Source organism: Streptomyces sp. NL15-2K (assembly GCF_030551255.1).
GTDB lineage: Bacteria > Actinomycetota > Actinomycetes > Streptomycetales > Streptomycetaceae > Streptomyces.
Genome location: NZ_CP130630.1, coordinates 883,062 through 895,523, shown reverse-complemented (window position 1 = coordinate 895,523; position 12,462 = coordinate 883,062). Strand labels below are relative to the sequence as shown.

At 72.5% G+C, this 12,462-nt stretch carries 12 protein-coding genes; 7 read left to right on the top strand and 5 right to left on the bottom strand.

Annotated elements, in window-relative coordinates:
• The first annotated feature begins 69 nt into the window (after positions 1-69).
• The 4 genes from Q4V64_RS03670 to sigJ all read left to right on the top strand — a co-directional run bounded on the left by Q4V64_RS03670 (position 70) and on the right by sigJ (position 4,486).
• Positions 70-1,095 (top strand): LacI family DNA-binding transcriptional regulator, encoded by a 1,026-nt coding sequence (locus Q4V64_RS03670; RefSeq protein ID WP_124437144.1) that lies wholly within the window; start codon positions 70-72, stop codon positions 1,093-1,095.
• A 161-nt stretch (positions 1,096-1,256) separates the two neighbouring features.
• A complete protein-coding gene (locus Q4V64_RS03665; protein WP_124437143.1) occupies positions 1,257-2,558 on the top strand; it encodes an alpha/beta fold hydrolase in 1,302 nt (433 codons plus the stop codon).
• A gap of 270 nt (positions 2,559-2,828) precedes the next feature.
• Positions 2,829-3,572 (top strand): PIG-L deacetylase family protein, encoded by a 744-nt coding sequence (locus Q4V64_RS03660; protein ID WP_124437142.1) that lies wholly within the window; start codon positions 2,829-2,831, stop codon positions 3,570-3,572.
• Between the two features lie 20 nt (positions 3,573-3,592).
• A complete protein-coding gene (sigJ, locus tag Q4V64_RS03655; protein ID WP_124437141.1) occupies positions 3,593-4,486 on the top strand; it encodes an RNA polymerase sigma factor SigJ in 894 nt (297 codons plus the stop codon).
• 1 nt (position 4,487) lies between these two features.
• On the opposite strand, the gene Q4V64_RS03650 is transcribed toward sigJ, so the two are convergent.
• Positions 4,488-4,688 (bottom strand): DUF5999 family protein, encoded by a 201-nt coding sequence (locus tag Q4V64_RS03650; protein WP_124437140.1) that lies wholly within the window; start codon positions 4,686-4,688, stop codon positions 4,488-4,490.
• Between the two features lie 143 nt (positions 4,689-4,831).
• On the opposite strand from Q4V64_RS03650, the gene Q4V64_RS03645 reads away from it, so the two are divergent.
• Entirely contained in the window at positions 4,832-5,662 is an 831-nt protein-coding gene (locus tag Q4V64_RS03645) for a pentapeptide repeat-containing protein (RefSeq protein WP_124437139.1), read from the top strand.
• Here the strand turns inward: Q4V64_RS03645 and Q4V64_RS03640 are convergent.
• A complete protein-coding gene (locus tag Q4V64_RS03640; RefSeq protein ID WP_124437138.1) occupies positions 5,624-7,144 on the bottom strand; it encodes a cytochrome P450 in 1,521 nt (506 codons plus the stop codon). The two genes, Q4V64_RS03645 and Q4V64_RS03640, sit on opposite strands and share 39 nt — an antisense overlap.
• Positions 7,145-7,276: 132 nt before the next feature.
• On the opposite strand from Q4V64_RS03640, the gene Q4V64_RS03635 reads away from it, so the two are divergent.
• Both Q4V64_RS03635 and Q4V64_RS03630 read left to right on the top strand, forming a co-directional pair.
• Positions 7,277-7,885: a TetR/AcrR family transcriptional regulator gene (locus Q4V64_RS03635; RefSeq protein ID WP_124437137.1), complete on the top strand. Its 609-nt coding sequence runs from the start codon at positions 7,277-7,279 to the stop codon at positions 7,883-7,885.
• A gap of 85 nt (positions 7,886-7,970) precedes the next feature.
• A complete protein-coding gene (locus Q4V64_RS03630; RefSeq protein ID WP_124437136.1) occupies positions 7,971-8,696 on the top strand; it encodes a DUF2470 domain-containing protein in 726 nt (241 codons plus the stop codon).
• Here Q4V64_RS03630 and Q4V64_RS03625 read toward each other — a convergent pair.
• From Q4V64_RS03625 to Q4V64_RS03615, 3 genes are all read right to left on the bottom strand, one after another.
• Positions 8,664-9,872 carry a lactonase family protein gene (locus tag Q4V64_RS03625; RefSeq protein WP_124437135.1) on the bottom strand — a complete coding sequence of 403 codons (1,209 nt, stop codon included), beginning with the start codon at positions 9,870-9,872 and terminating at the stop codon, positions 8,664-8,666. The genes Q4V64_RS03630 and Q4V64_RS03625 overlap by 33 nt on opposite strands.
• Before the next feature lie 121 nt (positions 9,873-9,993).
• Positions 9,994-11,034 carry a hypothetical protein gene (locus Q4V64_RS03620; RefSeq protein WP_124437134.1) on the bottom strand — a complete coding sequence of 347 codons (1,041 nt, stop codon included), beginning with the start codon at positions 11,032-11,034 and terminating at the stop codon, positions 9,994-9,996.
• Between the two features lie 46 nt (positions 11,035-11,080).
• Positions 11,081-12,334 (bottom strand): aromatic acid exporter family protein, encoded by a 1,254-nt coding sequence (locus tag Q4V64_RS03615; RefSeq protein ID WP_124437133.1) that lies wholly within the window; start codon positions 12,332-12,334, stop codon positions 11,081-11,083.
• Positions 12,335-12,462 lie beyond the last annotated feature (128 nt).

The following is a 12,462-nucleotide window of genomic DNA, read 5'->3' as shown; positions in this document are numbered from 1 at the left end:
ATGCGTGAAGAAGGACGGTAATGTGAAGGCCTTCCGGCAACCCATCGCTCCCGTGGAGGTACCTGCCTGATGTCCCAGTCGGTGGGTATCAAGGACGTCGCCCGTGCCGCCGGAGTCTCCGTCGGCACGGTGTCGAACGTCATCAACCGTCCGGACACGGTCGCGACCGAGACCCGGGCACGGGTGCTGTCCGCGATAGACCGGCTGGGCTACGTCCGCAGCGAGTCCGCGCGCCAGCTGCGCGCGGGCCGCAGCCGGATCATGGGCCTGCTCGTCCTCGACATGGGCAACCCCTTCTTCGTCGACGTCGCGCGCGGTGCCGAACGGGCCGCGCGCGAGGCGCAGCTCGGCGTGATGGTCTGCAACAGCGCCCAGAACCCGAGCGAGGAGGCCGAGTACCTGTCGCTCTTCGCCGAGCAGCGGGTCCGCGGCGTGCTGCTCACCCCCGCCGACGCCACCGGCCGCAACATCGAGTCCTTCCGGCGGCACGGCATCCCCTTCGTCCTCGTCGACCGGGTCGCCGAGGGCACCACCGAGTGCTCGGTGTCCGTCGACGACGTGGCGGGCGGCGCGCTGGCCGTACGCCACCTCGTCGATGCCGGGCACCGCTCCATCGCGTACGTCAGCGGCCCGCCCGGCCTCAACCAGGTCCGCGACCGCCGTACGGGCGCTCTCAACGCCCTGGCCGAGGCGGGACTGGGCCCGCAGTGCCTGCGAGAGCTGCCCACCGAGCGGCTCGACGTGGCCGCCGGCCGGGACGCCGGTGCCCGACTCCTCGGCCTCGCCGACCGGCCGACCGCCGTGTTCTGCGCCAACGACCTGCTCGCCCTGGGCGTCCTGCAGGCCATGTTCGCGGCCGGCGTCGGCGTCCCCGACGACCTCGCGATCGTCGGCTACGACGACATCGAGTTCGCGGCCGCCGCGGCCGTCCCGCTCACCTCGGTACGGCAGCCCGCCGTCACCATGGGCGCCCTGGCCGCGGAGCTCCTGCTGGAGGAGACGGAGACGGAGAACTCACCGCGTAAGCACGAGCACCGGCGGGTCGTGCTCCAGCCCGAACTGGTGGTACGACGCTCCAGCCTGTCGGCGCGCTGAGCCGCCGTACGACACCGGCATACTGAGCCGGCGTTCAGCAGCTGCCGGCGCCTGTGCTGTGCCGCCGTTCAGCGGCCGTTCATGATCCCCGGACGTGGCGGCCCGCCGGACATGTGCTGAACTGGGACGCGGCCAGCAGTCCGTCCGCACCGGGAGCCCCGTTGACCGTCAGCTACCGCCAGCCCGGCGTCGTCCTCACCGACCGCCACTTCACCGTGCCCCTCGACCACGACGACCCGGCGGGGGAGACGATCGAGCTCTACGCCCGCGAGGTCGTCGCGAGCGACAAGGCGCACCAGGACCTGCCGTGGCTGCTCTACCTCCAGGGCGGCCCCGGCTTCGGGGCGAACCGCTTCGTCGGCAAGCAGGCCTGGCTCGGCCGCGCCCTGAAGGAGTTCCGCGTCCTGCTCCTGGACCAGCGCGGCACCGGCCACTCCACCCCCGCCAACCGGCAGACGCTCCCGCTGCGCGGCGGCCCCGCCGAACAGGCCGCCTACCTCGGCCACTTCCGTGCCGACGCGATCGTCCGCGACTGCGAGGCGATCCGCCCGTCCGTCACCGGCGGCGCCCCCTGGAGCGTCCTCGGCCAGAGCTTCGGCGGCTTCTGCACGGTGGCCTATCTCTCCACCGCCCCCGAAGGCCTCGCCGCCGCCCTGATCACCGGCGGCCTGCCCGCGCTCGACGCCCACGCCGACGACGTCTACCGGGCCGCCTACCCCCGCATCGAACGCAAGGTCACCGCGCACTACGCGCGCTACCCGCAGGACGTCGACCGCGCCCGGCAGATCGCCGAGTACCTGCTGCGGCACGAGCCGGTCCTGCCGAACGGCTACCGGCTCACCGCCGAGGCCTTCCAGTCCCTCGGCATCCTCCTCGGCGGCAGCGAGGGCAGCCACCGCCTGCACTACCTGCTGGAACACGCCTTCGTCCGCACCCCGCAGGGCCCGGCCCTCGCCGACGCGTTCCAGGAAGAGGTCCAGGGACTCCTGTCGTACGCGAGCCACCCCCTGTACGCCCTCGTCCACGAGGCGATCTACGGCCAGGACGAGCGCCCCACCGCCTGGTCGGCCGAACGCGTCCGCACCGAGTTCCCGCAGTTCGACGCCGCCAAGACCCTCACGGGCGACGGCCCGCTGCTGTTCACCGGCGAATCGGTCCACCCATGGATGTTCGACTGCGACCCGGCCCTGCGCCCGCTGCGCGAGACCGCCGACCTCCTCGCCGCCCGCACCGACTGGCAGCCCCTGTACGACCCCACCCGCCTGGCCGCCAACGAAGTGCCGGTCGCGGCGGCTGTCTACCACGACGACATGTACGTCGACACCGCCCACTCCCTCGCCACGGCCCGCGCGATCCGCGGCCTGCGCACCTGGGTCACCGACGAGTTCGAACACGACGGCGTACGGTCCGGCGGCCCCCGCGTCCTGGACCGGCTGCTGGCGCTGACGCGCGACGAGGTGTGATCCGGCCCCGGGATGTCGTAGGCGCGGACTAGTGCCCCGACAGGCAACGTTCGCCCCGTCGCGGCGCCCGGCACGCTCCCCCACTGCCCTAAAGGCGTGGGAGGTGCCCCCACTCGCCGCACCGGCCGAAAGCCCAAGTACGTCCGGTCCATCGACGGGGCCTTCCGGCCGGCACGCCGAGAGCACGCACCGGCTGCGGTCTTTGGCCGCTGCGCGGCGGGCGCTCCTCAACGGGCGAACGTTGCCTGCCGGGGCACTAGCCTGCGGAACATGACCGAGCCGACGATCACTCAGCTCCAGCCCCTGCCCGACGACTGGCAGCGCGCCCTCGCGGTCGTGGCGCACCCGGACGACCTCGAGTACGGCTGCTCCGCCGCGATCGCCGCCTGGACCGACGCCGGGCGCGAGGTCGCCTACGTCCTCGCGAGCCGTGGCGAGGCGGGCATCGACACGATGGAACCCGCGAAGTGCGGCCCGCTGCGGGAGCGCGAGCAGCGGGCGAGCGCGGCCGTCGTGGGCGTGTCGGTGGTGGAGTTCCTCGACCACAAGGACGGTGTCATCGAGTACGGCACCGCCCTGCGCCGGGACATCGCCGCCGCGATCCGCCGGCACCGGCCCGAACTGGTGATCACCCTCAACCACCGGGACACCTGGGGCGGCGTCGCCTGGAACACCCCCGACCACGTCGCCGTCGGCCGCGCCACCCTGGACGCGGCCGGCGACGCGGGCAACCGCTGGATCTTCCCGGAACTCGTCGAGCAGGGCCTTCAGCCCTGGAACGGCGTCCGCTGGGTGGCCGTCGCCGGCTCCAGCACGCCCACCCACGCCGTGGACGCCACACCCGGACTGGACAGGGCAGTGCGCTCGCTGCTCGAACACCGCACGTACATCAAGGCGTTGACCGATGCCGACCCGGAGACGTACGTGCGGGAATTCCTGACGGGCCACGCCGCCCAGACCGGGGAGCGGTTCGGGGGCCGGCCCGCGGTGGCGTTCGAACTGTTCGGCAGATGACGACGGAGGGGGAGCCGACGATGAATGACAGCGAGCTGCTGGCGGAGCGCTTCGAGGAGCACAGAGGGCAGCTGCGGGCGGTGGCATACCGCATGCTGGGCTCACTGGCCGAGGCGGAGGACGCCGTCCAGGAGACCTGGCTGAAGCTGAGCCGCACCGACGCGGGGGACATCAGGAATCTCGGCGGATGGCTGACCACCGTGGTCGGCCGGGTCTGCCTCGACATGCTGCGCTCGCGCACCGCCCGCCGCGAGGATCCCCTGGACGACACCTTCGTCCCGGATCCCGTGATCCGGCCCCTGACGCGGACCGACCCGGAACAGGAGGTCCTCCAGGCCGACTCGATGGGCCTCGCCCTCATGATCGTCCTGGAGACGCTGGAGCCCGCCGAGCGGCTCGCGTTCGTCCTGCACGACATGTTCGCCGTGCCGTTCGACGACATCGCGCCGATCGTGGACCGCAGTTCGGCGGCGACCCGCCAACTGGCCAGCCGCGCCCGGCGCCGGGTGCAGGGGGCCACTCCCTCGGCCGACCCGGACCTCGGCAGGCAGCGCGAGGTCGTCGACGCGTTTCTGGCCGCCAGTCACGCGGGGGACTTCGAGGCCCTGGTCGCCGTTCTCCACCCCGACGTCGTGCTGCGGGTCGACTCCGGGGTTCTGGTCGGCGGTGCGGCCGCGTCGAAGGTGGTGCGCGGCGCGAAGGGCGTCGCCGAACAGGCCATGCTGTTCCGGCGGTTCGCCCCGTCGGCGCGGGTGGCACTCGTCAACGACGCGCTCGGATTCGTCCATGTCGCCGACGGGCGACTGCAATCGGTCATGGGCGTCACCGTCGCCGACGGCCGAATCGTCGCGATGCACATCCTGGCCGACCCCGAGCGCCTGGCCGGCCTCGACCTGCCCGACGACATCGGCTGAGTCAGGCGGCCACCGCCAGTGTGCCCGGCGTGCGGTGCGGGCTCACGACCCGCCCGTCCGGCAGGAGCTCACCGGTGTCGTCGAAGACGATGGTGCCGTTGCACAGCAGGCTCCAGCCCTGTTCGGGATGGGCCGACACGATCACGGCGGCGTGGTGGTCGGGGCTGTCGGCGGTCGGGCACGCGGGCTGGTGGTTGCACATGACGTCTCTCCTCGGTCCGGGTGGGGCTCCTGCCTTTGTCGGCTCGTACCTCTGTAGTAGCCGAGCTTGTTTTCCGTTGGATGAGGGGACCCCCACAAGGCCGGAAACTCAGCGGTGAGGTTTCGTTCCGTATCCTGAACTCCATGCCAGATCAGACAGTGGACCGTCCCGACCTGCGCGGCGACTGCGAGCAGTGCTTCGGACTGTGCTGCGTCGCCCTGCCCTTCGCCGCCTCCGCGGACTTCGCCATCGACAAACAGGCCGGAAAGCCCTGCCCCAACCTCCAGGGCGACCACCGGTGCGGCATCCACGCGAGACTGCGGCAGAAGGGTTTCACCGGCTGCACGGTCTACGACTGCTTCGGCGCCGGGCAGAAGGTCTCGCAGGTCACCTTCGGCGGCCGGGACTGGCGCACGGGCTCGCGCGAGGACGCCCGGCGCATGGTCGACGTCTTCCCGGTCGTGCGTCAGCTCCACGAACTGCTCTGGTACCTCACCGAGGCGCTCACCCTGCCGGCGGCCCGCCCCCTCCACGCCGACCTGCGCCGGGCTCTGGAGCGGACCGAAGCGCTCACCCGCGGAACCCCCGAGGAACTCGGCGCGTTGGACGTGCCCGCCCACCGGCAGGAGGTCAACGTCCTCCTGCTGAAGACCAGCGAGCTGTCCCGGGCCGGCATCCGCGGCAAGAAGAAGAACCGCCGGGGCGCGGACCTGATCGGCGCCCGCCTCAAGGGCGCCGACCTGCGGGGCGCCAACCTCCGCGGCGCCTACCTGATAGCCGCCGACCTCACCGGCGCCGATCTGCGCGGCGCGGACCTGATCGGCGCCGATCTGCGCGACACCGACCTCACCGACGCGGACCTGACCGGCGCGTTCTTCCTCACCCAGCCCCAGCTGAACGCGGCCAGGGGCAGCGCGGGCACCCGCCTGCCGGGGTCAGTCACCCGCCCCGCGCACTGGACAGCGCAGCTCTGACGCGGCCTCGTCGGGGTCCCGAGCGGGCGGGACCGTGCCGGTGACCGTCCGTCGCTCCAGACGCAGCCGCAGACCCTCCGGCATCAGCGTCAGCCGCTCGGTCACCCGCAGCCGGTAGGCGGGGTCGGGCCGCAGCTCGTAGCGGCGCAGCAGCAGGCCGAGCACCAGCGTGGCCTCGTGCAGCGCGAACTGGCGGCCGATGCAGGCCCGCGCCCCGGTTCCGAACGGCTTGAAGGTGTGCGGGGGACGGGACCGTACGGCCCGCGCCTCGAATCGGTCCGGGTCGAACCGTTCGGCGTCGGCACCCCAGACCGCGGGGTCGCGGTGCAGCATCGGCGTGAGCACCAGCGTCCACGCGCCCCGGCGCATCGGGTGCGTCCCGGCCAGCACCGTGTCCTGCCGGGCCTCCCGGGCGAAGGCGGGCGCGGTGGGCCACAGTCGCAGCGACTCGTCCAGCACCCGGCGGACGTACCGAAGCCTGGCCACCTGGTCGTACCCCGGCACCGCCGCTCCACCCCATCCACCCCAGACACGGTCCACCTCCGCGCGGGCGCGGGCGGCGACGTCGGGATGCCGGGCGAGGTAGTGCAGCGCGAAGGACAGCGCGCCCGAGGTGGTCTCGTGGCCCGCCACCAGGAAGGTGATGACCTGCCGACGGACGTTCCGCTCCGACAGCCGCTCACCGGTCTCCGGATGGGCCGTGTCCAGCATCCGGTCCAGCAGGTCCCCGTCCCCGCCCGCCGTACGCCGGGCGCGGACCAGGTCGTCGACGGTGCGGTTGAGGTAGGCGATGTCGACCGCGTTGCGGCGGGCGGCAGCGCGCAGCAGCCGCGGGAAGGGCAACGCGTTCAGCCGCTGCGCATAGGTGAGCGTGCCCACCATCGCGGTCACGAACGGGTGCGGCCGGGTGCGCTCGAAGGAACCGAAGTCGTGGCCGAACCCGGTCCGCGCGATCGTCTCCAGCGTCAGCTTGGTCATGTCACCGGGCACGTCCACCGCCCGGCCCGCCGCCAGCTCGCGGTCCCAGTGGTCGGTGAGCCGCCCGGCCACCGCCAGCATCATCGGGTGGTAGCCCTCCATCGCCTCCCGGCTGAAGCCCGGGGCCAGCACGTCGTGCGCCAGCTGCCAGTTGGGCTCGTGGTTGTACGCCGTGAACAGCCCGTCCCCGGCGACCGGCCGCAGATTGGCGACCCCGAGGCCGACATGTTTGGCGAAGCGCGACTCGTCCGCCAGGTCGGCGACGAGATCGGCGCCCCACACGAACACGAACTCCCTGCCGAAGGCCTTGCGCCGGAATATCGGCCCCAGCCGCCGGCCGTACCGGAGGGTGTCCTGCAACGGCGTGCGGCGACTGGAGCCGAGCACGTCGCCGAGCAGGGGGAGCCGGCGCGGCGGACGCGGAATGCGGCGCAGCTCCGGCCAGCCCTGCTCGGCGCCGCGGAATCCCCTCGGCAGTCCGGTCCCTGTCGACGTCTCCGTCATGACGCGATCTCCCTTGCGGCAGCGGCATGTTGAGCGTGCTGTGCGCGTGTGGTGCGCGGTGTTGTACGTGGATTCAATAGAGCGGCCTCAGTGTCATCCCGCTGTTGAACCGACGTCAAGTAAAGTGCGGGTATGGCCCCGAACCAGGGCGGGCGCACTCGCCGCCGGCTCAGCACCGAGGAGCGCCGTGAGCAGCTGCTGTCGGTGGGGGCTCGGCTGTTCTCGGAGAGTCCGTACGACGACGTGTGGATCGAGCAGGTCGCCGAGATCGCCGGGGTCTCGCGCGGACTGCTCTACCACTACTTCCCGACCAAGCGGGACTTCTTCGCGGCGGTCGTCGAGCGTGAGAGCGAGCGGATGCTGAGGATGAGTCAGCCGGTGCCGGGAGTTCCGGTGCGCGAGCAGCTCGCCGCCGGCCTCGACGCGTATCTGGGGTACGTCCAGGCCCACGCGCACGGCTACCGGGCCTTCCACCGGGCCGATGCTGCGGGCGACCAGACCGTACGCAGGGTCTATCAGCGGGCGCTGGCCGCGCAGGAGAGGCAGATCCTCGCGGCGCTGGCCGCCGATCCCGAGTTCGGGTCGGTTTCCCGGGCGCGGGCCGACCTCAAGTTGGCCGTCCGCGGGTGGCTGGGCTTCATGACCGCGGTCTCCCTGGAGTGGCTGCGGGGCTCGGACCTCTCGCGGGAGCAGGTGCGCGACCTGTGTGCGCGGGCGCTGCTGGGTGTCATCTCCTCCTGACATTACGGGTTCATGGTCGCCTCATGGTTGGCTTCGCCTCCGATCTTCTGTAGGTTAGGCAAGGCTTACCTAAGGAGGTTTTGGGATGGGTGACAGCCAAAGCTGGACGGCTGCGCCTTCCGCGGCGGAGCGGGCCCGGTCGGTGCTCGCCGCCGCGTGGTCCTGCGCGGTGACCGCGGAGGGCGGCCGCGAGGAGTTCGTCGGCGCGCACACCGTGGCCGAGGACGGCCGCGTGCTCCTGCACGTGCCGGAGGACAGCACTCTGCTCGCGGCCGCCATCTGCGCACCCCGCGGCGAGCCGTCCGGCGTCCTGGAGTTCGCCGACGCGGCGCCCGTCCCCGTGCGCAGCCGGATCCGGGCCCGCCTCTGGATGGCCGGATGGTTCGTCCCCGAGGACGGCCACCTGGCGTTCCGGGCCACGCGCGTGGTGCTGCGCCCGCCGTCGGGTGCGGTCGTCGTCGACCTCGACGAGTTCGCCGCCGCCGCGCCCGACCCGCTGGCCACGGCGGAGGCACGGCTGCTGACCCACCTCGCCGACTGCCACGCCGATGCCGTCGAGCGGCTCACCCGCCTCGTCGACGCCGACAGCCTGCACGGCGCGGTCCGGGTCCAGCCCCTCGCGGTCGACCGGCACGGACTGACGCTGCGCATCGAACGCGCCCGTGCCCACGGCGACGTACGCCTGGCGTTCCACACACCCGCCGACGACGTCGCCCAGCTCACGGAGCGCATGCACGTCCTGCTCACCCAGGCCGGCGCCGCGTCCTGCCCGCGGGCCCTACAGCGGCAGCGCACAGACGGCGACGGGTGAGGCGAACGGCTCGCCCGCGAGCCGCAGTTCACCGCTGCGCGTGTTCACCTGGAACACGCTCACGGTGGAGGACTTCTGGTTCGCCGCGAACAGCAGCGATCCGTCCGGCGAGAAGGCGATCTGGCGCGGGAAGTCACCGGCCACCGGCACCGTGTCCAGCAGCCTGAGCCGGGCGCCGTCCGCCTCCACCGCGTAGCGCGTGATGCTGTTGTGGCCCCGGTTGGCGAGATAGGCGTACGCGCCGTTCGACGTCACCAGGATCTGCGCCGGGTAGCTGGTGCCCGATCCCGTTCCCGTGGACTGGGCCTCACCGACGCCCAGGCGGCCGGTGTCCGGGTCGTAGCCGCAGACCGCGACCGTGTTGTCGACCTCGTTGGCCAGATAGGCGTGGCGGCCCCCGGGATGGAAGGTGAGATGACGCGGCCCGGCGCCCGGCCGGGTGTGCGCCTGAGCGACCTCGGTGAGCCTGCCGGTCTTCTCGTCCAGACGGTAGGTGTACACGGTGTCCGTGCCCAGGTCGACGGCGAGGACATGGCCGCCGTCGGGGCTGGTGATGAACTGGTGGGCGTGCGGGCCGTCCTGGCCGGGACCGGGCGGCGGGCTGGAGTGCGTGACCAGGTCGGCGCGCTCGCCGAGCGCGCCGGAGGCGGCGATGGGGTGCACGGCCACGCTGCCGGAGGTGTAGTTGGCGCTGAGCAGCCAGCGCCCGCCCGGATGCACGGACAGATGGCAGGGCCCCCCGCCTCCGGTGCTCCGGCTCCCGAGGATCTTGCGGTCGGACAGCCGGACGGCGGTCACCGCACCGTCGTCCTGCTCGTTCACGGCGTACAGCGTGCGGCCGTCCGGACGCAGCGCGAGGTACGACGGGTCGGCGACGCCGGTGAGGGTTCCGCCTCCCGTGATACGGCCGCTTTCGGCGTCGTACGTGGCGAGACCGATGCCCGTGCCGCCGCCCTCGACCGACGTGTAGGTGCCGAGGTAGAGCGGGCGGGGGCCGGAGGGCTTGCCGGTGGCGCGCGGGGCACTCGTCGTGGCGCGCGGGGCACTCGTACCGGGCTCGGACGCCGGCGGCTCCGTCTCCGACGGCGCGTCACCGCACGCCGGCAGGGCGGCCGTGGCGGCCGTTCCCGCGAGGGCGCCGACGAACCGGCGCCTGCTCCAGCCACCACTGCCCATGTCCACACCTCAGGTCGTCACATCGTCCCGGTCGCGACAGCCACCTTGGCGTGGATCACCCGCGGGGTGCAACAACGGCACCCCGCGTTGCGCAGCACGCAACAGACACGGACCCGGATGTCTACCAGTCACCGTCCTCGACCGGCTTCCCCGGCGCGTCCTTGAGCGGCTGCACCTGCTGCGCCGAGGGTGCCTCCCAGGGGTCGTGGTCGTCCCCGATCCACTCGCCGACCGGCTTGACGCCCCCGAGGGTGTCCGTGGGGGCGAGGTCCTCGGCGTCCTGGTCGTAGTAGTCGAACCAGGGCAGCCCGGCGCGGGTGTACGCGGCACGGTCCACGAGCGAGGGCGGGGGAGCCTCGCCGGTGATACGGCGCCACTCGGGAGGCGTCACCAGGTGCACGAACACGCGCCCGGCGGACTGCTCGGACCAGTCCGTCAGGGGCCGGTCGTCCCGGTAGACCTCCTGCCGCATCGAACCGCCGACGCCGAGGCCCATCGCGGCCGCCGCCTGACGGGGCCGGCCCGAGGGGGCCGCGCCCCCGGCCGGGGCGGCCATGGGCATCGCGGCTCCGTACCCCGGAGGCGGCAGGGTGATCGACCTCTCCCGCTCCACCCGCAGCCGCTCCTCCTCGCGCCACCGGGCCAGCTCCCCGTCGTTCAGCCGGAACGCCTGCAGCTGTACGCCGCCCCAGGTCTCCTCGCCCGTGACCTGGCCCTCGACGGTCGCGCCCATCCCCAGCGGCACCGCCACGAACTGGCGGACCGTCCCCTTGCCGGAGTTGATGCCGTCCAGCCACGGCTGGCGCGGAAGGACGACGTAGTTCTGCGGCTCGCGGGAGAGCCGGCCGCTCCACGGCAGGCCCGAGACGGCGCACACCTTGCCCGCCCCGACCTGGAGGGCGGCCGGCTCCGTCGTACCCGCGAAGCTCAGCCACATCGCCTCGCGCAGGTACACCGGCAGCATCACCCCGCCCCGTGCCCGCCACTGCTCGGGGACCGTGTCCGGGTAGTCGGAGACCCGGCGCAGGGGGAACTCGCCGAGGCCCGGTGGCAGCGGATGGGTGCCCGTCTCGGGCAGGCGCAGCGTGCGGACGAACCGTACGGCCACACCGCCCGGCAGCCGCAGTGTGTTCCCGTCGATCCGCACGGTGGTGTCGGTCATCGGCCCGCTCCCTCACATCCGGTGCCGGCCCTGTCCCGGCATCCCCTCACCAAGAACGCCCGCCGAGCCCGGTACGGTTCCGCCACAGCCGCTCCTGAACGCCCATACGTTCGCGCAGCCGGGTCAGACGCGGCATCCGCGCGCGCTGCTCCCCTGATGCGCGGTCCAGTTCCTCCAGCAGGCGACGCGAGCGGTGCTCGGTATCGAGCTCGTCGAGGATACGGTTCACCTCGGTCAGGACGGCGCCGAGCAGATGCCAGTTCCGGGTCTCGCGCTCGGCCTCCTCCCGCAGCAGCGGGGCGAGCCTGTCGCGGGTGGCCACCGCCGCGCGCAACTCCGCGGCGAGCCGGGACTCCGCCGCGTCGGCGTTGAGGCTGACGTGTGTGGTGACCAGCACCGAGAAGCTGACCACCGCGTCGGCGATCTCGGACAGCAACCGCTCCACGGCCGCGCCCGTCTCCTTCGCGAACAGCGGCTCGGGCTCACGCTCCTTCGTGAGGTCGGTGAGCGTACGCGCGAGTACCCGCAGGACCACCGTGCAGATCTCCAGCGTGTCCAGCCCGGTACGCAGCACGACCCGGTGCAGCAGGCCCTCGCTCACCCGGGGATTGAGCCGCAGACTGTCCTCGGCCTGCTTCAGCGCCGCGTCCACCTCGACGATGTCGTGGTCGAGCCGACGCGCCTCGTGCAGCCGGGCCGCGGCCTGTTCGACCGGCGTGCGGCCGGCGGCCTCCTCGCCGATGCGCAGCATCAACTGCCGCAGCCGCCGAGCCAGTCCCTCCAGCGACTCACCGGCCTCCTCCACCCACACCGGCGGCGCGAGGAGCAGATTGAAGCCGAGCCCGACGACCGCGCCGATCAGCGTCTCCAGCACCCGCGCCCACGCCGTGTCCCCGTGGGTCGTCACTCCGAGGACCAGCATCGCGCTGATCGCCACCTCGGGCACGTACTCGTCGACTCGCACCAGATGCCCGACCACCAGCGAGGCCACGATCAGCAGCCCGAGGCTCCACCAGGTCAGGCCGACCAGGAGACTGAAGGCGATGGCGACCAGGACGCCGGCCACCACGGCGTTCACCCGGCGGATGCCGTTGGTGAGCGTGGCGAACAAGGTGACCTGGACGACCAGCAGCGCGGTCAGGGGTGCGGTCAGCGGCGCCGCCTCGGGACTCAGACGCAGCGCGATGACGTACGCGATCGTCGCCGCGGCCGCCGACCGCAGCGTTTGGACCACCACGGGATCCCGGCGCCGCTTCACGAACCGCACAAGGGACGCCGTCCCCTCACGTACATCTCGCATCCTCGGGCTGTCCCTTCCACAGATGGACCGAAGGTACTCATTGAGGACCGTGACTGTCCGCGACTGTCCGCAAGGAAGCGTAGATGGTCATTCCGGTACGGCAGGAGAGCGGGGCGGGCTGTTCCTGA